At 61.7% G+C, this 18,713-nt stretch carries 21 protein-coding genes; 17 read left to right on the top strand and 4 right to left on the bottom strand.

Annotated features, from left to right (window positions below; translation table 11 throughout):
* The first annotated feature begins 18 nt into the window (after nucleotides 1–18).
* From tmk to C4J84_RS18885, 11 genes are all read left to right on the top strand, one after another.
* Entirely contained in the window at nucleotides 19–651 is a 633-nt protein-coding gene (gene tmk, locus C4J84_RS18935) for a dTMP kinase (protein WP_124435943.1), read from the top strand.
* Entirely contained in the window at nucleotides 644–1,633 is a 990-nt protein-coding gene (locus C4J84_RS18930; protein ID WP_124371568.1) for a DNA polymerase III subunit delta', read from the top strand. The genes tmk and C4J84_RS18930 overlap by 8 nt, the downstream gene beginning before the upstream one ends.
* A gap of 63 nt (nucleotides 1,634–1,696) precedes the next feature.
* Nucleotides 1,697–2,482, top strand: a complete 786-nt coding sequence (locus C4J84_RS18925) for a TatD family hydrolase (protein WP_124364005.1) — start codon at nucleotides 1,697–1,699, stop codon at nucleotides 2,480–2,482.
* Between the two features lie 445 nt (nucleotides 2,483–2,927).
* A complete protein-coding gene (locus C4J84_RS18920) occupies nucleotides 2,928–3,593 on the top strand; it encodes a TetR/AcrR family transcriptional regulator (protein ID WP_124368021.1) in 666 nt (221 codons plus the stop codon).
* 139 nt (nucleotides 3,594–3,732) lie between these two features.
* Nucleotides 3,733–4,701, top strand: coding sequence for a GTP 3',8-cyclase MoaA (locus C4J84_RS18915; RefSeq protein WP_124371567.1), 969 nt, complete (start codon nucleotides 3,733–3,735; stop codon nucleotides 4,699–4,701).
* A 120-nt stretch (nucleotides 4,702–4,821) separates the two neighbouring features.
* Nucleotides 4,822–5,427 (top strand): DUF4823 domain-containing protein, encoded by a 606-nt coding sequence (locus C4J84_RS18910; protein WP_124368019.1) that lies wholly within the window; start codon nucleotides 4,822–4,824, stop codon nucleotides 5,425–5,427.
* A gap of 16 nt (nucleotides 5,428–5,443) precedes the next feature.
* Nucleotides 5,444–6,004, top strand: coding sequence for a DUF1285 domain-containing protein (locus C4J84_RS18905; RefSeq protein WP_124435942.1), 561 nt, complete (start codon nucleotides 5,444–5,446; stop codon nucleotides 6,002–6,004).
* Between the two features lie 70 nt (nucleotides 6,005–6,074).
* Complete coding sequence (locus C4J84_RS18900) at nucleotides 6,075–6,788, top strand: GntR family transcriptional regulator (RefSeq protein WP_124435941.1); 714 nt, start codon at nucleotides 6,075–6,077, stop codon at nucleotides 6,786–6,788.
* On the top strand, nucleotides 6,785–7,786 hold the full coding sequence (locus tag C4J84_RS18895; RefSeq protein ID WP_124435940.1) for an ADP-ribosylglycohydrolase family protein: 1,002 nt from the start codon (nucleotides 6,785–6,787) through the stop codon (nucleotides 7,784–7,786). Before C4J84_RS18900 ends, C4J84_RS18895 begins: the two co-directional genes overlap by 4 nt.
* A 51-nt stretch (nucleotides 7,787–7,837) precedes the next feature.
* Nucleotides 7,838–9,304, top strand: a complete 1,467-nt coding sequence (locus C4J84_RS18890) for a cytosine permease (RefSeq protein WP_124435939.1) — start codon at nucleotides 7,838–7,840, stop codon at nucleotides 9,302–9,304.
* Entirely contained in the window at nucleotides 9,297–10,214 is a 918-nt protein-coding gene (locus C4J84_RS18885) for a PfkB family carbohydrate kinase (protein ID WP_124435938.1), read from the top strand. Before C4J84_RS18890 ends, C4J84_RS18885 begins: the two co-directional genes overlap by 8 nt.
* 115 nt (nucleotides 10,215–10,329) lie before the next feature.
* On the opposite strand, the gene C4J84_RS18880 is transcribed toward C4J84_RS18885, so the two are convergent.
* The 3 genes from C4J84_RS18880 to C4J84_RS18870 are packed head-to-tail and all read right to left on the bottom strand — an operon-like array spanning nucleotide 10,330 to nucleotide 11,424.
* The gene (locus C4J84_RS18880) at nucleotides 10,330–10,707 is read right to left on the bottom strand and encodes a Rho termination factor N-terminal domain-containing protein (RefSeq protein ID WP_124371564.1); all 378 of its coding nucleotides are present in this window, start codon (nucleotides 10,705–10,707) and stop codon (nucleotides 10,330–10,332) included.
* A 48-nt stretch (nucleotides 10,708–10,755) separates the two neighbouring features.
* Nucleotides 10,756–11,022, bottom strand: a complete 267-nt coding sequence (locus C4J84_RS18875; protein ID WP_124368013.1) for a hypothetical protein — start codon at nucleotides 11,020–11,022, stop codon at nucleotides 10,756–10,758.
* Between the two features lie 51 nt (nucleotides 11,023–11,073).
* Nucleotides 11,074–11,424 (bottom strand): hypothetical protein, encoded by a 351-nt coding sequence (locus C4J84_RS18870; protein WP_124435937.1) that lies wholly within the window; start codon nucleotides 11,422–11,424, stop codon nucleotides 11,074–11,076.
* Nucleotides 11,425–11,615: 191 nt separating this feature from the next.
* Between C4J84_RS18870 and C4J84_RS18865 the strand changes: the two genes are divergently transcribed.
* The 6 genes from C4J84_RS18865 (at nucleotide 11,616) to C4J84_RS18840 (ending at nucleotide 17,551) form a co-directional block, all read left to right on the top strand.
* The gene (locus C4J84_RS18865; protein ID WP_124410578.1) at nucleotides 11,616–12,095 is read left to right on the top strand and encodes a GNAT family N-acetyltransferase; all 480 of its coding nucleotides are present in this window, start codon (nucleotides 11,616–11,618) and stop codon (nucleotides 12,093–12,095) included.
* A gap of 150 nt (nucleotides 12,096–12,245) precedes the next feature.
* Nucleotides 12,246–13,067 (top strand): SDR family oxidoreductase, encoded by an 822-nt coding sequence (locus tag C4J84_RS18860; RefSeq protein ID WP_124435936.1) that lies wholly within the window; start codon nucleotides 12,246–12,248, stop codon nucleotides 13,065–13,067.
* A 32-nt stretch (nucleotides 13,068–13,099) separates the two neighbouring features.
* Nucleotides 13,100–14,080, top strand: coding sequence for a substrate-binding domain-containing protein (locus C4J84_RS18855; protein ID WP_124435935.1), 981 nt, complete (start codon nucleotides 13,100–13,102; stop codon nucleotides 14,078–14,080).
* Nucleotides 14,077–15,576, top strand: a complete 1,500-nt coding sequence (gene araG, locus C4J84_RS18850) for an L-arabinose ABC transporter ATP-binding protein AraG (protein WP_124407937.1) — start codon at nucleotides 14,077–14,079, stop codon at nucleotides 15,574–15,576. The genes C4J84_RS18855 and araG overlap by 4 nt, the downstream gene beginning before the upstream one ends.
* A 19-nt stretch (nucleotides 15,577–15,595) precedes the next feature.
* Entirely contained in the window at nucleotides 15,596–16,561 is a 966-nt protein-coding gene (gene araH, locus C4J84_RS18845; RefSeq protein WP_124363990.1) for an L-arabinose ABC transporter permease AraH, read from the top strand.
* 186 nt (nucleotides 16,562–16,747) lie between these two features.
* Nucleotides 16,748–17,551: an IclR family transcriptional regulator gene (locus C4J84_RS18840; protein WP_124415378.1), complete on the top strand. Its 804-nt coding sequence runs from the start codon at nucleotides 16,748–16,750 to the stop codon at nucleotides 17,549–17,551.
* Here C4J84_RS18840 and C4J84_RS18835 read toward each other — a convergent pair whose 3' ends face one another.
* Nucleotides 17,552–18,604 (bottom strand): NAD(P)-dependent alcohol dehydrogenase, encoded by a 1,053-nt coding sequence (locus tag C4J84_RS18835; RefSeq protein ID WP_124435934.1) that lies wholly within the window; start codon nucleotides 18,602–18,604, stop codon nucleotides 17,552–17,554.
* Between the last annotated feature and the right edge of the window lie 109 nt (nucleotides 18,605–18,713).

Raw genomic sequence — 18,713 nt, 5'->3', positions numbered from 1 at the left:
TCTGACTAAGGACTGCCTGTGACTGGCTTGTTTATAACCCTCGAAGGCCCGGAAGGCGCCGGCAAAAGCACCAACCGCGACTACCTCGCCGAGCGCCTGCGTGCTGCCGGCATCGAAGTGGTGTTGACCCGTGAGCCCGGCGGTACGCCGCTGGCCGAGCGCATCCGTGAAGTATTGCTGGCGCCGGGTGATGAGCCGATGAATCCGGACGCCGAGCTGCTGCTGGTGTTCGCCGCCCGTGCCCAGCATTTGGCCGAGGTCATCCGACCGGCGCTGGCACGCGGCGCCGTGGTGATCTGCGACCGTTTCACTGACTCCACCTACGCCTACCAGGGCGGTGGTCGTGGGTTGTGCCTGGAGCGTATCGCTACCCTGGAAACCTTCGTGCAGGGCGCTCTGCGTCCAGACCTGACCCTGCTGTTCGACCTGCCGGTGGAAGTGGGGATGGCCCGCGCCAGTGCACGCGGCCGCCTGGATCGTTTCGAGCTGGAAGGCCAGGGGTTTTTCGACGCTGTGCGCGCTGCGTTCCTCGCGCGTGCCAAGGCGGAGCCTGCGCGTTATCACCTGCTCGATGCGGCTCAGCCGCTGGCGCAGGTGCAGCACGCCATCGATGCGCTGTTGCCCACCCTGCTGGAGCGCGCTCGTGGCTGATGCCTATCCGTGGCAGGACGGCCTCTGGCAACAATTGGCCGGCCGTGCCCAGCACGCCCACGCCTATTTGCTGCACGGCCCGACAGGCATCGGCAAGCGCGCCCTTGCCGAACGCTTGATGGCCAGCCTGTTGTGCCAGCGCCCGGTCGGCCTGGAAGCCTGCGGCGCATGCAAATCCTGCCTGCTGCTGAAGGCGGGTAGCCACCCTGACAACTATGTGTTGGAACCTGAGGAAGCGGACAAAGCGATCAAGGTCGACCAGGTCCGTGACCTCGTCAGTTTCGTGGTGCAGACCGCGCAGATGGGCGGGCGCAAGGTGGTGCTGATCGAGCCGGTGGAGGCGATGAACATCAATGCCGCCAATGCCCTGCTCAAAAGTCTTGAAGAACCGTCCGGCGACACCGTGCTATTGCTGGTGAGCCATCAGTCCAGCCGCTTGTTGCCGACTATCCGCAGCCGTTGCGTGCAGCAGGCGTGCCCGTTGCCGAGCGAGGCCATGAGCCTGCAATGGCTGGCGCAGGCGCTGCCGGACTGCTCGGAGGAAGAACGCGTCGAATTGCTGACCCTGGCCGCAGGCTCCCCACTGGCTGCGGTGAAGCTGCAGGCCCAGGGCGTGCGCGAGCAGCGTGCACTGGTGGTGGACGGGGTGAAGAAGCTGATCAAGCAGGAACTGTCCGCCACGCAATTGGCCGAAACTGCGTGGAAGGACATTCCCCTGTTGCTGTTGTTCGACTGGTTCTGCGACTGGTCCAGCCTGATCCTGCGCTACCAGCTGACCCAGGACGAAAACGGCCTGGGCCTGCCGGACATGCGCAAGGTGGTGCAATACCTGGCGCAGAAAAGTGCCCAGGACAAGGTGTTGAGCATTCAGGACTGGATCCTCGCCCAGCGCCAGAAGGTGCTCGGCAAGGCCAACCTCAACCGCGTGCTCTTGCTCGAAGCGCTGCTGGTGCAGTGGGTCGGTCTGCTCGGCCGGCGTTAATTTCCGTGGCCAGCGGGTGTATCGTTGGCTAGACACGTTCCGTAACTCAAGTTGTAGAGACCCATGCTCGTAGATTCCCACTGTCACCTTGATCGACTCGACCTCGCTCAGCACGGCGGCTCCCTTGACGCCGCCCTTGAAGCTGCGCGCCAGCGCGGGGTAGGGCACTTCCTGTGCATCGGCGTCAGCGCCGAAAACGCCGCCGACGTCAAAGCCCTCGCCGATCGCTACGCCGACGTGGATTGTTCGGTGGGTATCCACCCGCTGGATCTCAAACCCGGCGAAGCACCGGCCCTGGACTGGCTGTTGGGCGAACTCAATCACCCGCGCGTCGTCGCCATTGGCGAAACCGGTCTGGATTACCACTACGAACCCGAAGCCGCCGACCTGCAGCAGGCCTCGTTCCGCCTGCACCTGCAGGCCGCGCAACAGACCGGCAAACCGGTGATCGTCCACACCCGTGGCGCTCGCGCCGATACCCTGGCGCTGTTGCGTGAAGCCGCGCTGCCCCAGGCGGGTGTATTGCATTGTTTTACCGAGGATTGGGAGATGGCCAAGGCCGCTCTGGACCTGGGCTTCTATATTTCCCTGTCGGGCATCGTTACCTTTCGCAATGCCGACGCGCTGCGTGATGTCGCCCGCCAGGTGCCTGCCGACCGGCTGCTGGTGGAAACCGACTCGCCGTACCTGGCGCCGATCCCCCATCGCGGCAAGCCGAACCTGCCCGAGTATGTGCGTGACGTGGCGGATTATCTGGCAATGCTGCGCGGTGAGTCCTACGAGCGCTTCGCCGAGCAGACCACTGAGAACTTCAGGCGTTTGTTTCCACTGGCCCATGTGGCTTGCTGATCGCGCTCAAATCGCGGGCAAAAAAAACCCGGGTTCTGGGGGGTGAATCCGGGCTAAGACCATTAGGAGTAAAACAAGGGCACACAGTCCGTCGGTACCCAGGTCGACGCGTCACTTGGGGGAGATGTCACGCCGACACTTGAAGTATTGATCACTATCCGATTCAGTCCAGTGTCGATTGGTCGTTTTTTAAACAGATTTGGAATACGCACTCTTCGCTTGAGTTCTCATTGCGCAGGATGCTCGGGTCGAGTGGTGCGTATTGTTTCTGACTGATATCGCCAAAATCGTTGGCGTATTGAAAGTTAAGTGCATAACGGGTTCACATAGGCGTTGCCCAACGACCGTTCAGTCGGGATAATCCCTCGCATCGGGTAAATCGTATCGCCACGTATCAATGGCGCGCGAAACCCTCCCTATTCCGACCTTTGCAGACCTCTTCCTCATGCATAAAGAACCCCGTAAGGTCCGTGAGTTTCGCCGCCGTGAGCAGGAAATTCTCGACACCGCACTCAAATTGTTCCTCGAACAAGGCGAAGACAGCGTCACCGTCGAGATGATCGCGGATGCCGTGGGTATCGGCAAAGGCACTATCTACAAGCACTTCAAGTCCAAGGCCGAGATTTACCTGCGCCTGATGCTCGACTACGAGCGCGACTTGAACGAGCTGCTGCATTCGGCCGATGTCGACAAGGACAAAGAAGCCTTGTCCCGAGCCTATTTCGAGTTCCGCATGCGCGACCCGCAGCGCTACCGCCTGTTTGACCGCCTGGAGGAAAAGGTCGTCAAGGGCCATCAAGTGCCGGAAATGGTCGAGGAACTGCACAAGATCCGCGCCTCGAACTTTGAACGCCTGACCTTGCTGATCAAGGGTCGTATCAGTGAAGGCAAGCTCGAAGACGTGCCGCCGTACTTCCACTACTGCGCCGCCTGGGCGCTGGTGCATGGCGCTGTCGCGCTGTACCACTCACCATTCTGGAGCAATGTGCTGGAAGACCAGGAAGGCTTCTTTCAGTTCCTGATGGACATCGGCGTGCGCATGGGCAACAAGCGCAAGCACAGCGCTGACTTGCCTGGCCCTGAAAAAGCTGGCGAAGCACCCACTGCCTGAGTCATTCATCACGCTGATGGCTCAATGATTTACTGCCAGGCGCAGTACCCTAGGAATATACTCAGGCAAGGATCTTGCTAAAAGCTGATTTATAAGTCAGCTTCTAGCACGCCCGAAATATCCTCTGCCGGAGTGGTTCATGATCGTTGATCGTCAAGGCAGGCGGTTTCGCAATTTGCGGATCAGCCTGACCTCAGCCTGCAATTACGCATGTACCTACTGCGTGCCCAACGGCAAGCGGCTGGTCGCTGCGCAGGACGAACTCTCGGCCCAGGCGATGGCGCGAGGCGTGGCTTATCTGATCGAAGCGGCGGGCATCGACCGCTTGCGCATTACCGGTGGTGAGCCGCTGGTAAGTCCCAAGCTGGAAGCCTTCATGGACGCCGTGGGGCAGATGGGGCTCAGCGATATCAGCCTGACCACCAACGGCCAGTTGCTGGCGCGCAAACTGCCGCTGCTGGTAGACGCGGGTATCCGGCGCATCAACGTTTCCCTCGACACCCTGGATGCCGACGCTTTCCGCAGTATCGCCCGCGGTGGCGACCTGGCCACGGTGCTCGACGGTATGGACCAGGCCCGCGCGGCCGGGATCAAGATCAAGGTCAATATGGTGCCCTTGCGTGGCCAGAACCTGGACCAGGTGATGCCCTTGCTCGATTACTGCCTGGAGCGGGGCTACGAGCTGCGCTTTATCGAGTTGATGCGCATGGGGCACTTGGCGAAGGACTCCAACGCGTTCCTGCAGCAATTCGTCAGCCTGCAACAATTGCTCAGCCTGATCGGCGAACACCACGAATACCTGCAAGCCAATGCGCCCGTCGACGCCACGGCCGTGCGCTATGAAGTGCCGGGCAAGGGCTTCTTTGGCGTGATTGCCAATGAAAGCGTGCCGTTCTGCCGTACCTGCTCGCGCTTGCGTCTGTCCTCCACGGGCTGGTTGCACGGCTGCCTGTCGTCGAGCAACCGTCACTACGTCGGCGACCTGCTGGACAAGCCGCGCCACCAGGCATTGCCGGCGTTGCAGGGGCTGTTGATGAAGGCCCTGGGCGACAAGCAGGAAGTAGCGTTCTCGGGCGGCGCGACGGTGATGAAGATCATCGGCGGCTGATTTGCTCGAATGCCAGTCAGTCAGCGCAGATCCCCCTCCCACATTTGATTCAAGCTGGCGCAGATTCTGCATCTCACGCCCATTCGCCGGTTTTCCGTCACCGGCTTCTGGAGGAATAGGATGCGTAGTCTGGTTTTGTTGCTGGCGTCGTTGGCGCTGAGTGGTTGCATGACCGTCAGCGATATGGCCGAAGGCACCCGCTATCAGATGAGCGACGCCGGCTTGCTCGACCACAGCGATACGCGCCGCACCGCCTCGGTCCGTGTGCAGCCGGATTCCTTTATCTTTATCGCCCAGGGCGCTTTCGTGCCGCCCGGTAGCGCGTATCCGCGACCGAACGTGGTAGCCGAAGAAGCCTTCAACGGCTTCGTCGAATATTTCCCCATGGTGCGTCGCGCCCGTCAGCCTGAAGGCCTTGAGCAGGCCATGGCCGAAGCGCGCGCGGCGGGGGCTCACTACTTGCTGTATTGCCGTTTTGCGGCAGCCGACGACCGTATCGGCAATGCCGATGAGTGGACCGACCAGCAAGCGCTGGACCGCCTTGGCCTGGACAGCGGCGTGATCCAAATCATGTTGATCGAGACCAGTACCCAGTATTTGATTGATACTGCACGTATTCGCAGTCGTGGCGGTTTACTGACGTTCCACGACAACTCGCCACAAGATCTGATCGCCCGGCCCCTGGCCCAGTACGCCCGGAACTTGCTGGGCATGAGTGATCAGTAAGCCTGAGGAGACTTCCATGACCGATACCGCCAAGGCCAACGACCTGTTGGCGCAACTGCCCAAAGGTAAAGGGCCGGCGCCGGTGCATCTGTGGAACCCGGATTTCTGCGGCCATATCGACATGCGCATCGCCCGTGACGGCACCTGGTTCTATCAGGGCACGCCTATCGGGCGCAAACCCATGGTCAAGTTGTTCTCCAACATCATCCGCCGCAACGGCGATGATTATTTCCTGGTGACGCCCGTGGAGAAGGTCGGCATCCGCGTCGATGACGCGCCCTTCGTCGCCGTCACGCTCGAGGTGCAAGGGCAGGGCGAGAGCCAGGTGCTGCGCTTTACCACCAATGTCGACGAACAGATCGAAGCCGGCCCTGAACACCCGCTGCGTGTGGTGATCGATCCGCTCACCGAGGAACCGGCGCCTTACCTGCGGGTGCGCAGCAACCTCGAGGCCCTGGTGCACCGCAACGCGTTCTACCAATTGGTCGAGCTGGCCGTGAGTCGCCCGATAAATGGTCAAAACTGGCTTGGCGTCTGGAGCGGCGGGGAGTTTTACCCGATTGGCCTGGAACCCTGAGATCGGTTTTCCGAGCGTCCTGTAATAATTCGCTTGCTGGGAACGCCGGCTTTCAGGTATCAATTTGTACATGATTAGACATGTTCGATTCGATAAGAAAAAACGCGTCGTTGACGAACTCATCCGCCGTATCGAGGGTGGGGTGATCGCTGACGGTTTCCTGTTGCCCGGTGAGCATCAATTGGCCGAAGAGTTTGCGGTCAGTCGTGGCACGCTGCGCGAAGCACTGGCTGAGCTCAAGCGTCGCAACTACATCGCCACCCAAAGCGGTGTCGGCTCCATCGTCACGTTTGACGGCATGGGGCTCGACCAACGCCACGGATGGGCCCAGGCCCTGGCGGACACTGGCGCGCAGGTGAGCACCGAGGTGCTGCGCTTCGAAGCGGTGACGCGCCCTGACTTGGCCAGCCGTTTCGGCAGCGAACACTTCATTGCCCTCGACCGCCTGCGACGCACGGCCGACGGTACGGCGGTGTCCCTGGAACGCTCGCTGATGCCTGCCACCGGTGACCTGGAAAGCCTGCCCCGCATCGGCCTGATCGACAATTCCCTGACCATCACCCTGGCGGCCTATGGCTATGTAGGCGCTGCAGGCGACCAATGGCTTGGCGCCGAGGCCCTGAGCGATGACGACGCGCTGTTGCTCAGGCGCCCGGCCGGCACGGTATTTCTCAAGGCCTCGCGCACAACCTATGACCGTCGCGAGCGTTTCATGGAGCATGTTGAAAGCTTGCTCGACCCGCTGCACTTTCGTTTGCACCTGCAATTCGGGGCTTCCAAATGACTGCTGAAATTCGCGCGCTTGGCGCTTTCTATGGCCTGGCCCTTGGCGATGCGCTGGGCATGCCCACCCAATCCTTGAGCCGTGAGCAAGTCCGGCAGCGTTTCGGTGCGATCACCGCCCTGCAAGACGCTGGCCCCGATCAACCCATCGCACCGAACATGCCTGCCGGTTCCATCACCGATGACACCGAACAGGCGATCCTGGTCGGTGAGTTGTTGGTGGAAGGCCACGGCACCATCGAACCCAGCGTGCTCGCCCAACGTCTGATCGACTGGGAAGCGGCCATGCGCGCCAAGGGCTCCCAGGATTTGCTCGGGCCGTCCACCAAGCGTGCGATCGACATGATTCTCGCCGGGCACACTCCCGAAGAATCCGGGCGCTACGGCACCACCAATGGCGCGGCCATGCGCATCACGCCGGTCGGCATCGCCGCCGATGTCAGTGACCCGGCGCGGTTCATCCAGGCGGTGATCCAGGCCTGCCAGGTCACCCATAACACCAGCCTGGGCATTGCCAGCGCGGCAGCGGTCGCGGCGGTGGTCTCGGCCGGCATCAACGGCGTAGACCTGGGCGAAGCGCTCAACATCGGCACTCAGGCTGCGCAGCAGGCCGAACACCACGGCCACTGGATAGCCGGCGGACGCATCGCCACACGCATCAGCTGGGCGCGCACCCTGAGCGTCGGCAGCGGCGACAACGCACTGTTCGCCGACTTGCTCTATGAATTGATCGGCACCTCCGTCGCCTCCCAGGAATCGGTGGTGGTGTCATTCGCCCTCGCGCAGCAAGTGGCGTCGGGTGACATGAACGCCTTCGAGGCGCTGTGCCTGGCCGCGAGCCTGGGGGGCGACACCGACACCATCGCCGCGATCCTCGGCGCCATGCTCGGTGCCTGTCTGGGCATGCAGTGCTGGCCGCACGCGATGGTCGAGCAGGTCAAACGCGTGAATGGCCTGGACCTGCAACCGCTGGTGCAAAGTCTGCTCGCGTTGCGTTGAGTCATTGACGCGTTGCCACAACCACAACAATAAAGCATCAGGAGCCCCCACATGAGCAGCCCTTCTTCCGGCCAAGGCGCCGGGCAATTGGAAACGCGCGGCATCGAACCGGTCCCGGAAGACGAGTGCAACGGGCATCCGCTGCAGCTGTTCTGGGTATGGTTCGCGGCCAATATCAGCATCCTCGGTTTGCCGCTCGGCGCCACGCTGGTGGCCTTTCGTGGCCTGGCCATCTGGCAGGCGATCATCGTCGCGGTCCTCGGCGCTGCCGGTTCTTTTGCAGTGGTGGGCATCATTTCCATCGCCGGTCGTCGTGGCCGTGCGCCCAGCCTGACCTTGTCCCGCGCCATCTTCGGCGTACGCGGCAATATCGGGCCGACCCTGGTGTCGCTGATGTCGCGCCTGGGCTGGGAAACGGTCAACACCACCACGGCCGCCTTCGTGTTGCTGTCGCTGTGCTCGATCCTGTTCGGTTCCCCGGTGGAAGCGAAAAGCGCGCCGTTGCTTACCCTGATCTTCATCGGCCTCTTCGTGCTGCTGACCCTGGCCGTTTCCGGCCTGGGCCATGCCACCTTGCTGGTGATCCAGAAATGGGCGACCTACGTGTTCGGCGCCCTGAATATCCTGGTGGGCGGCTTCCTCTGCGCCACCATCGACTGGAGCGCAGTGTTCAATGCCACCCCGGCGCCGCTGAGCGCCATGATCATCGGCGTCGGCACCATGGCGGCCGGCACCGGTATCGGCTGGGCCAACGCCGGTGCCGACATGTCTCGTTACCAGCATCGCAGCGTCAAGGCGGTGCGCCTGGTGGCCTCCGCCGCGTTCGGCGCGGGCATTCCACTGGTGTTGCTGATCACCCTTGGTGGCCTGCTGTCGGTGGGTAACAACGACCTGGCGTCGGCCACGGACCCGATCATTGCAATCCGCGACATGCTGCCGACCTGGATGGCGGTGCCCTACCTGATCACCGCGTTCGGCGGGCTGCTGTTGTCGAATAACCTGTCGGTGTATTCCGCCGGCCTCACCACCCTGACCCTGGGCTTGAAGGTCAAGCGTGTGCATGCGGTGATCGTCGACATCGTGGCGATTTTTGCCGGCTCCATTTATTTCATGCTGATCGCCGACAGCTTCTACGGTCCGTTCATTACCTTCATCTCGTTGCTGGCGGTGCCGATCACCGCCTGGGTGGGGATTTTCGTGGTCGACCTGATTCACCGTCACTACTACAGCCCCACGGATTTGCTGGATGTGAGCCCGAGCAGCGCCTACTGGTATCGCGGCGGTGTGGAGTGGCGCGCGTTTGGCGCGTGGGCGTTGGCCATCGTGCTCGGGTTCAGCTTCACCACCATCGGCACCACCGCCGACAACATCTGGTTTGCCGGGCCGCTGTCCGACTCCTGGCTCGGCCATAACGGCCTCGGCTGGGTCGTCACCTTTCTGGTAGCCGGCGGGGTGTACGCAGTATTGGGCGGCGCGGCCGATCGGCGTGCGGCGTTAGTTGAGAGCCCTAATGTCTAGATTGCTGCACACCGGGCAGGTCATCGTCGACCTGGTCATGGCCCTGGATAGGTTACCGGCGAGCGGTGGCGACGTGCTGGCCAGTTCTGCCAGTTTCGAAGCCGGTGGCGGCTTTAACGTCATGGCTGCGGCGCGGCGCAATGGCCTGCCGGTGGTTTACCTGGGGCGGCACGGCAGCGGCCGGTTCGGTGACCTGGCCCGCGCTGCGATGCAGGCCGAAGGGATCGAGATGGCACTGCCGGCGAGCAGCGGCAAGGACACGGGTTTGTGCGTGGCCCTGACCGAGGCCACCACCGAGCGCACGTTCATTTCCCATCTCGGTGCCGAGGGTGAACTCAGTGCCGAAGACCTGGCCGGCATCGTCCCGCGTGCCGACGATTACGTGTATGTCAGTGGTTACAGCCTGCTGCTTGAAGGCAAGGCGCAGCCGCTGATCGACTGGTTGCTGGCGCTGCCGCGCAAGGTGATGGTGGTGTTCGATCCGGGCCCGCTGGTCAAGGCGCCGGACTCGGCCTTGATGCGCGCGTTGTTGCCGCGTATCGATATCTGGACCAGCAACGGCCCTGAAGCCCTGGCATTCACCGGGGCCATGGATATCGCCGCCGCGTTGCCCGAGTTGAGTCGACACCTGCCGGTCGAGGCGCTGTTGGTGGTGCGCGATGGGCCGAATGGGTGCTGGGTGGGGCAGGTGGGTAACATCAGTCATGTGCCGGGTTTCAAGGTGCGGGCGGTGGACAGCAATGGCGCGGGGGATGCGCATGCGGGGGTGTTCATTGCCGGGTTGGCAAAGGGCTTGAAACCGGCTGAGGCGGCCCGTCGAGCGAATGCAGCGGCGGCGTTGGCGGTGACGCGCTGGGGGCCGGCAACTTCCCCTGGCACTGCCGAGGTCGACGCATTAGTTTCTGAATAAACACACATCAAAATGTGGGAGGGGGCTTGCTCCCGATGGCAGTGGGTCAGCCAGCTCATCTATAACTGACCCACTGCAATCGGGGGCAAGCCCCCTCTCACATTTGAATCTGCGTTCAACCGGCTTTTTTCAGCGCTTCGATCAACTCATCCTTACGCATGGTCGAACGCCCAGGAATATCCTTGGCCCGCGCTTCTTTCATCAGGCTTTCCTTGGTTTGCGTGCCCAGCGACGCGCGGCTGCTGCGAGGCTGTCCCTCGCGACTGGCTGCTGCGCGCTTCGCCGAATCCTGGCGATCCTGGGCCTTCTTCGCCGGTGCTTTGCGTTTGCCGGATCCAGCCTTTTCGCCGCCGCCAGACTGCTTGTTGACGGTGGCCCAGGCACGGGCTTCGGCTTCTTCCTTGGACAGTCCCTTGTGCTCATAACTGTCTTCAATATGAGCGGCCTTGCGTTTCTGTTCGGTGGTGTATTTGGCTTTGCTTCCACGAGGCATCGCTGAAACTCCTTCTGGCCCCAACCGCGGGGCCAGACCAGAAATGAATCACTGAACGGATGGTTCTTCGAGCTTGCGCGCTTCTTCTACACCCGACGCGGTCAACTTGATCGGCAGGTTCAACGAATATTCACCGGCGTCGTCGGTGGTCACATGCCCATCCCTGATCAGCCCGCGGTCCTGCAAGTGCGCCAAGACACTGGCGACTTCTTTTTCGCCGCGGTAGTTGTCCAGCACCTCCTTGCCCAAGCCTTGCGGGTGGGCGTGCAGCAGGCGGGTGAGGACTTCTTTTTCAAGGTTTGTATCGACGTTCATGTGTACCTCTTCACTGGGAAATGATCGGGTGTCCGTCTTGCCGTGGATCTATCAAGGCGCTGGTTGCTTCGGTGCGCCCGGCAGATTCGAGTCGTCGCCTTTATTGATCTTCGGCTCATTGACCGAAGGGCCCATTTTGCCGTTACCGACGGCAGCAGGTGCCTGACGCTGGGTATCGTGGCCCTGGGTGTGAGGGTCGGCACCGTTGGTGTTGTCGATGATCGCGCCGCCATTGGTGTCCAGGCCTGTGCCCATGGAATCCTGGGATTCCTGGGTGGCAGGGCTTGGTGGGGAGCCGACCGGGTCCGTCGTGCCGGTGGACGAAGTCGCGGCAATGGCGCTCAGCGACGCTGCAGACAACAGGCCGGTGAGAGCGAGGGCAGCCAATTTGGAATTTTTCATGAGGGTGTCTCCATATGATTGATGTCCTTACCCTGTATTGGTCAGCCCCTATTTGCGGTTCGTGCCTTGATGGCGACGAACGGTCTTGCGTGACCTGTAAGATTTTGTGTGCCCGTCACATGGAAAATGCGCTGCAATCGGTCATCAAAGCGTCTTAGTATGTGGGCTTTGAACTTGCCCAAGGCGCACCCATGACCATCGAGATTCGCCCCGCCGTACCCAGCGATGCTGCGCAGATTCTGACCTTCATCACGGAACTGGCCGAGTATGAAAAAGCCCGGCACGAAGTGATCGCCAGCGTGGCTGATATAGAGCGCAGCCTGTTCAGCGAGGGCGCCACCGCCCACGGCCTGATCTGCTTGCGCGACGGCTTGCCGATTGGCTTTGCGGTGTTCTTTTTCAGTTATTCCACTTGGCTGGGCAGCAACTGTCTGTACCTGGAAGACCTTTATATCAACCCGGAACAACGTGGCGGCGGGGCGGGCAAGAAGTTGCTGCGCCACCTCGCCAAGATCGCCTGCGACAACGGCTGTGGCCGCTTCGAATGGAGCGTGCTGGACTGGAACGAGCCGGCGATTGCCTTCTACAAATCCATTGGCGCGCAGCCCCAGGAAGAATGGGTGCGCTATCGCATGGAAGGCGATGCGCTGAGGGATTTCGCCCAAGGCTGACAGGTGCCCCGGAGCCGGCCATTCATGGCCGGTTTTTTAATGCGTTTACTCACATTGTGGGACGTAAATTTATATATTGAGATAATTTAAGGTCTGGGTTTATAGTCGCCTGCATCAGCACTCACTGCCAAAAATAAAACAGGTGAAGCGATGCAGGCACAACCGTTGTCCTTACCCGCCGTGCCCGAGCCGACTTACGGCGAGCGCCTCAAGCACAAGGTGGTGATCATCACCGGCGCCGCACAAGGCATTGGCGAGGCAATCGTCGCCTGCTTCCAGGCGCAGCAGGCGCGGTTGGTGATCGCGGATATCCAGGCGGACAAAGTCGAAAAAGTCGCGGCCCATTGGCGCGAGCGTGGCGCCGAGATTGTCGCGCAGGCCGTCGATATCACCTCCAAAGAGCAATGGCAGGCGCTGGTCACTGTGGCCATCGAGCGCTTCGGCCGCGTGGACGTGCTGGTCAACTGCGCCGGGGTCAATGTGTTTCGCGACCCGCTGGAAATGACCGACGAGGACTGGCGCCGCTGCTTCGCCATTGACCTTGACGGCGCCTGGTACGGTTGCCGCTCGGTGCTGCCGCACATGATCGAGCAGGGCATCGGCAACATCATCAATATTGCTTCCACCCATTCCAGCCACATCATTCCCGGCTGCTTTCCCTACCCTGTCGCCAAGCACGGCCTGCTCGGCCTTACCCGCGCCCTTGGCATCGAATACGCAGCCAAGGGTATTCGCGTGAATGCCATTGCGCCGGGCTATATCGAAACCCAGCTCAACGTCGACTACTGGAATGGGTTCCCTGACCCCTCTGCGGAGCGTCAGCGTGCGTTCGACCTGCACCCGCCCAAGCGCATCGGCCAGCCCATCGAGGTGGCGATGACCGCGCTGTTTCTGGCGACCGACGAGGCGCCCTTTATCAATGCCACCTGCCTGATGATCGATGGCGGGCGGTCGGTGATGTACCACGACTGAAGCGTTTTCCAATAACAACAATGAGGTGGTCCATGTTCAAGAAAACACTCGGCGCTGTGGCGCTTGCGATGGCGTTCAGTGGGTTCGTATCCGCTGAGGAAGTGAAGATCGGTTTCCTGGTCAAACAGGCCGAAGAGCCCTGGTTCCAGACTGAATGGGCCTTCGCTGAAAAAGCCGGCAAGGAACACGGCTTTACCGTGATCAAGATCGCCGTGCCCGACGGTGAGAAAACCCTTTCGGCCATCGACAGCCTGGCGGCCAACGGCGCCAAGGGCTTCGTGATCTGCCCGCCGGACGTGTCCCTGGGCCCGGCCATCGTCGCCAAGGCCAAGGTCAACGGCTTGAAAGTAATGGCCGTGGACGACCGCTTCGTCGATGCCAAGGGCAACTTCATGGAGGACGTGCCGTACCTGGGCATGGCCGCCTTTGAAGTGGGCCAGAAGCAGGGCGCCGCCATGGCCGCCGAAGCGAAAAAACGCGGTTGGGACTGGAAGGACACCTACGCGGTGATCAACACCTATAACGAACTCGACACCGGCAAGAAACGCACCGACGGCTCGATCAAATCCCTGGAAGAAGCGGGCATTCCCAAGGACCATATCCTGACCGCCGCGCTGAAAACCCTCGACGTCCCAGGCAGCATGGACGCCACCAACTCGGCGCTGGTCAAGCTGCCCAGCGGCGCAAAAAACCTGATCATCGGCGGCATGAACGACAACACCGTGCTCGGCGGCGTACGCGCCACCGAAAGCGCCGGCTTCAAGGCCGCCAACGTGATCGGTATCGGCATCAATGGCACCGACGCCATCGGCGAATTGAAGAAAGCCGACAGCGGCTTCTTCGGTTCGATGCTGCCCAGCCCGCATATCGAGGGCTACAACACCGCGTTGGCGATGTACGAGTGGGTCACCACCGGCAAGGAGCCGGCGAAATACACGGCCATGGACGAAGTGACCTTGATCACCCGCGCCAACTTCCAGGAAGAACTGACCAAAATCGGCCTCTGGAAATGACCGGCGCGGCCTTGCGTTTCAACGGCATCGGCAAGGAGTTTCCCGGTGTGAAAGCCCTGGCGCAGATCAGCTTTGAAGCGCGGCCGCACTCGGTGCATGCGCTGATGGGCGAGAACGGCGCGGGCAAGTCGACGCTGCTGAAGATCCTCGGCGGCGCCTATATCCCCAGCAGTGGCACGCTGCAGATCGGCGAGCAGACCATGGCGTTCAAGAGCGCCGCCGACAGCATTGCCAGCGGCGTCGCGGTGATCCACCAGGAGCTGCACCTGGTGCCGGAAATGACCGTGGCCGAAAACCTCTTCCTCGGGCATATGCCGTCGCGCTTTGGTGTGGTCAACGGTGGTTTGCTGCGCCAGCAGGCGCTGGCGTGTCTCAAGGGCCTGGCCGATGAAATCGACCCCCAGGAAAAGCTCGGGCGCCTGTCCCTGGGCCAGCGCCAACTGGTGGAAATCGCCAAGGCGTTGTCTCGTGGCGCCCATGTGATCGCCTTCGACGAGCCGACCAGTAGTTTGTCTGCCCGCGAAATCGATCGGTTGATGGCGATCATCACGCGCTTGCGCGATGAAGGCAAAGTGGTGCTCTACGTATCGCACCGCATGGAAGAAGTGTTCCGCATCTGCGACGCGGTGACGGTATTCAAGGATGGCCGCTTTGTGCGCACCTTCGACGACATGGGCACATTGACCCACGACCAGTTGGTGACCTGCATGGTCGGCCGCGATATCCAGGACATCTACGACTACCGGCCACGGCAGCAGGGCGACGTCGCGCTCAAGGTCGACGGCCTGCTCGGGCCGGGCTTGCGTGAACCGGTGAGTTTCCAGGTGCACAAGGGCGAGATTCTCGGCCTGTTTGGCTTGGTCGGAGCAGGGCGTACCGAACTGCTGCGCCTGCTCAGCGGCCTTGAACGCAAGACGGCGGGGCAGCTGGAACTCTGCGGAGAAAACCTGCATCTGCGCTCCCCGCGCGATGCCATCGCCGGTGGTGTGCTGCTGTGCCCCGAGGACCGCAAGAAGGAGGGCATCATTCCACTGGCCAGCGTCGCGGAAAATATCAACATCAGTGCGCGTGGCGCCCATGCGGCATTTGGCTGGCTGTTGCGCGATCACTGGGAGAAGGGCAACGCCGACACGCAGATCAAGGCGCTCAGGGTGAAAACGCCGAACGCCGAACAGAAAATCATGTACCTGTCCGGCGGCAACCAACAAAAGGCCATTCTCGGCCGCTGGTTGTCGATGCCGATGAAAGTGCTGCTGCTGGACGAGCCCACTCGCGGTATCGACATCGGCGCCAAGTCGGAGATCTATCAGATCATTCACAACCTCGCGGCGCAGGGCATTGCGGTGATCGTGGTGTCCAGCGACCTGATGGAAGTCATGGGCATCTCCGACCGCATCCTGGTGATGAGCGAAGGCACCCTCACCGGCGAGCTACCCCGCGAACAGGCGGATGAAGCACGGCTGTTGCAACTGGCACTCCCGCGTACGCGGGCTTGAAGAATACGAGGGGACGGGTATGTCTGAGGTAAAAACTGCAAAGGGCTTCTGGCCGGGTTTCAACCAGCGCAAATTCCTGGATGACTGGGTGATGCTGTTGGCGGCGCTGGGCATTTTCGTGCTCAGCGCACTATTTATCGACAACTTCCTGTCGCCGCTGAACATGCGCGGGCTGGGGCTGGCGATTTCGACCGTGGGTATCGCCGCGTGCACCATGCTGTTCTGCCTGGCGTCGGGGCACTTCGACTTGTCGGTGGGCTCGGTGATCGCCTGCGCCGGCGTGGTGGCGGGCATCGTGATTCGAGATACCGACAGCGTAGTGCTCGGCGTGTCAGCGGCTTTGGCCATGGGCCTGCTGGTGGGGCTGATCAACGGCATTGTCATCGCCAAGCTGCGCATCAACGCGCTGATCACCACCCTGGCGACCATGCAGATTGTGCGCGGCCTGGCCTACATCTTCTCCAACGGCAAGGCGGTGGGGGTGATGGACGAGCGCTTTTTTGTGTTCGGCAACGGCCAACTGATGGGCGTGCCGGTGCCGATCATCATTACCGTGTTGTGCTTTGTGTTCTTTGGCTGGCTGCTCAACTACACCACCTATGGGCGCAACACCATGGCGATTGGCGGCAACCAGGAAGCGGCGCTGCTGGCTGGGGTCAACGTTGACCGTACCAAGATCATCATTTTTGCCGTGCACGGTCTGATCGGCGCACTGGCCGGGGTGATCCTGGCCTCGCGCATGACCTCGGGCCAGCCGATGATCGGCCAAGGCTTTGAGCTGACGGTGATATCGGCGTGCGTGCTGGGAGGGGTGTCGCTGAGCGGCGGTATCGGCATGATCCGCCATGTGATTGCCGGGGTGTTGATCCTGGCGATCATCGAGAATGCGATGAACCTGAAAAACATCGACACGTTTTACCAGTACGTGATTCGGGGTTCGATTCTGCTATTGGCCGTCATCATCGACCGCATGAAGCAACGCTAGATCCTTGCCATATGAAGATCAAAATGTGGGAGGGGGCTTGCCCCCGATAGCGGTGTGCCAGTTTGCCCATCTGTTACTGACAGACCGCGATCGGGGGCAAGCCCCCTCCCACATTTGATCTCCTCTGTATCCAGAGGCAGCTTTTGCCATAATGACGCCGTTTTCGTACTTCCCAATAGGCCCGATATGCTGGAAAACCCCCACACCCCCGTCAAAGACACCGCCCCCACCGGCACCCAGACCCTGCTGCGCGGACTGGGCGTGGTGCAAGCGGTGGCGGCGGGCGCGCGGGATCTCAAGGAGATCGCCCGGCGCATCGGCACCACCCGCAGCACCACGCACCGCCTGGCCAGTTGCCTGGTGGAGGAGCGTTACCTGCGCGTGGTGCCGCAAGTCGGTTACCTGCTGGGGCCGAAGCTGATCGAGTTGGGCTTCCAGGCCCGCGAAGAACTGCCCTTGGTCAACCTGGCGGTGCCTTACCTGGACGAGTTGTCAGCCCTCACCGGCGACACCATCCACCTGGCGATTCGCGAATACGACGAGGTGCTCTACCTGCACAAGAACCCCGGTCGTAACGGACCGGAAATGCGCTCGCGGGTGGGCCATCGCATGCCACTGGCGCGCACCGGCATCGGCAAGGCGCTGATGTTGGATGACGGCGTGGAAGAATGGCAGCGCCTGTACCAAGTCAGCTTGCCGGCGGGGGGCAAGAACCTGCAGTGGCCGCAGCACCCCGAGCAATCCTGGGCGCAGTTCGAGCAGCGCATGCATGAATACGTGGTGGGCGGTTATGCGTTCGATCTGGAAGACAACGAACCGTCGATCCGTTGCGTCGCGGCACCGGTGCGCGATGCCAGCCGGCGAATCGTCGCCGGCATCAGCATCGCCAGTACCGTGCCCTACATGCCGCTGGAGAAAATGGCCGAGCTGATCCCTGTGATCAAACAGGTCGCGGCTCGGCTCTCGGCGGAACTGGGCGCGAAGGCCTGATCAGGCCTTCAGGGTCGCCATGTCGATGACGAAACGATACTTCACGTCACCGGCGATCATCCGCGTGTAAGCCTCGTTGATCTGGCGGATGTCGAGCATCTCGATGTCGCAGGTGATCCCATGCTCGGCGCAGAAATCCAGGACCTCCTGGGTTTCGACAATGCCGCCGATCAGCGAGCCGGCCAGCACCTTACGGCCCAGTACCAGTTTGGCGGCATTGACGGGCGGGTCCACCGGCTCGATCAAGCCGACCAGGATATGCACGCCGTCAAAGCGCAGTACATCGAGGTAGGGGTTCAGGTCGTGCTGCACCGGGATGGTGTCGAGCAGGAAGTCGAAATGCCCGGCGGCGGCTTTCATCTGCTCGGCATCGGTGGACACGATCACATGGTCGGCGCCTTGGCGACGGCCTTCTTCGGCTTTGCTCGCCGAGCGTGTGAACAGTGTCACTTCGGCGCCCATGGCCTTGGCGAACTTGATGCCCATATGGCCCAAGCCGCCCATGCCGAGGATCCCGACCTTATCGCCGGCCTTCACGCCGTAGTGCTTGAGCGGCGAGTACGTGGTGATGCCCGCGCAGAGAATCGGCGCAGCGCTGGCCAGGTCGAGCTTGGCCGGGATCTTCACCACGAAGTGCTCGCTGACCACGATGCTGTCGGAGTAACCGCCCATGGTGTTGCTGCCGTCCACGCGGTCCGGCGTGGCGTAGGTCATGGTCGGGCCTTCGAGGCAGTATTGCTCGAGGTCCGATTGGCAGGCTTCGCAGTGGCGGCATGAGTCGACCATGCAACCCACGCCGACCAGATCACCGACCTTGTGCGCGGTAACACTGGCGCCGACGGCGGTGACCTTGCCGACGATCTCGTGGCCGGGCATCAATGGGTAAACGGCAATGCCCCATTCGTTGCGCGCCTGGTGGATATCGGAGTGGCACACGCCGCAGTAGAGAATCTCGATAGCCACGTCATCGGCACGCGGGCTGCGGCGCTCGAACGACATGGGGGCGAGGGGAGTAGTGGCCGACTGGGCGGCGTAACCGATGGCGGTGTACATGGAGAAACCTCGCAAAAAGCAGTGACAAGTGAGGCGGGCCATTCTCCCTGTCGACCGAATCAGCGGCCATGGCGATTGCTCCGAGTCTCATGCCTATTCGTCCGGGAGT

It is taken from the genome of Pseudomonas sp. R11-23-07 (genome assembly GCF_003852295.1).
Taxonomy (GTDB): Bacteria; Pseudomonadota; Gammaproteobacteria; order Pseudomonadales; family Pseudomonadaceae; genus Aquipseudomonas.
Note: the sequence above shows the minus strand (reverse complement) of the source record. Positions and strands in the feature narration are given on the sequence as shown.

Bases quoted from the DNA above. Each gene is read 5' to 3' on its own strand.
- C4J84_RS18925 (WP_124364005.1), top strand. From the start codon at position 1,697: ATGCTCGTAGATTCCCACTGTCACCTTGATCGACTCGACCTCGCTCAG.
- C4J84_RS18920 (WP_124368021.1), top strand. From the start codon at position 2,928: ATGCATAAAGAACCCCGTAAGGTCCGTGAGTTTCGCCGCCGTGAGCAG.
- C4J84_RS18915 (WP_124371567.1), top strand. From the start codon at position 3,733: ATGATCGTTGATCGTCAAGGCAGGCGGTTTCGCAATTTGCGGATCAGC.
- C4J84_RS18910 (WP_124368019.1), top strand. From the start codon at position 4,822: ATGCGTAGTCTGGTTTTGTTGCTGGCGTCGTTGGCGCTGAGTGGTTGC.
- C4J84_RS18905 (WP_124435942.1), top strand. From the start codon at position 5,444: ATGACCGATACCGCCAAGGCCAACGACCTGTTGGCGCAACTGCCCAAA.
- C4J84_RS18900 (WP_124435941.1), top strand. From the start codon at position 6,075: ATGATTAGACATGTTCGATTCGATAAGAAAAAACGCGTCGTTGACGAA.
- C4J84_RS18895 (WP_124435940.1), top strand. From the start codon at position 6,785: ATGACTGCTGAAATTCGCGCGCTTGGCGCTTTCTATGGCCTGGCCCTT.
- C4J84_RS18890 (WP_124435939.1), top strand. From the start codon at position 7,838: ATGAGCAGCCCTTCTTCCGGCCAAGGCGCCGGGCAATTGGAAACGCGC.
- C4J84_RS18885 (WP_124435938.1), top strand. From the start codon at position 9,297: ATGTCTAGATTGCTGCACACCGGGCAGGTCATCGTCGACCTGGTCATG.
- C4J84_RS18880 (WP_124371564.1), bottom strand. From the start codon at position 10,707: ATGCCTCGTGGAAGCAAAGCCAAATACACCACCGAACAGAAACGCAAG.
- C4J84_RS18875 (WP_124368013.1), bottom strand. From the start codon at position 11,022: ATGAACGTCGATACAAACCTTGAAAAAGAAGTCCTCACCCGCCTGCTG.
- C4J84_RS18870 (WP_124435937.1), bottom strand. From the start codon at position 11,424: ATGAAAAATTCCAAATTGGCTGCCCTCGCTCTCACCGGCCTGTTGTCT.
- C4J84_RS18865 (WP_124410578.1), top strand. From the start codon at position 11,616: ATGACCATCGAGATTCGCCCCGCCGTACCCAGCGATGCTGCGCAGATT.
- C4J84_RS18860 (WP_124435936.1), top strand. From the start codon at position 12,246: ATGCAGGCACAACCGTTGTCCTTACCCGCCGTGCCCGAGCCGACTTAC.
- C4J84_RS18855 (WP_124435935.1), top strand. From the start codon at position 13,100: ATGTTCAAGAAAACACTCGGCGCTGTGGCGCTTGCGATGGCGTTCAGT.
- araG (WP_124407937.1), top strand. From the start codon at position 14,077: ATGACCGGCGCGGCCTTGCGTTTCAACGGCATCGGCAAGGAGTTTCCC.
- araH (WP_124363990.1), top strand. From the start codon at position 15,596: ATGTCTGAGGTAAAAACTGCAAAGGGCTTCTGGCCGGGTTTCAACCAG.
- C4J84_RS18840 (WP_124415378.1), top strand. From the start codon at position 16,748: ATGCTGGAAAACCCCCACACCCCCGTCAAAGACACCGCCCCCACCGGC.
- C4J84_RS18835 (WP_124435934.1), bottom strand. From the start codon at position 18,604: ATGTACACCGCCATCGGTTACGCCGCCCAGTCGGCCACTACTCCCCTC.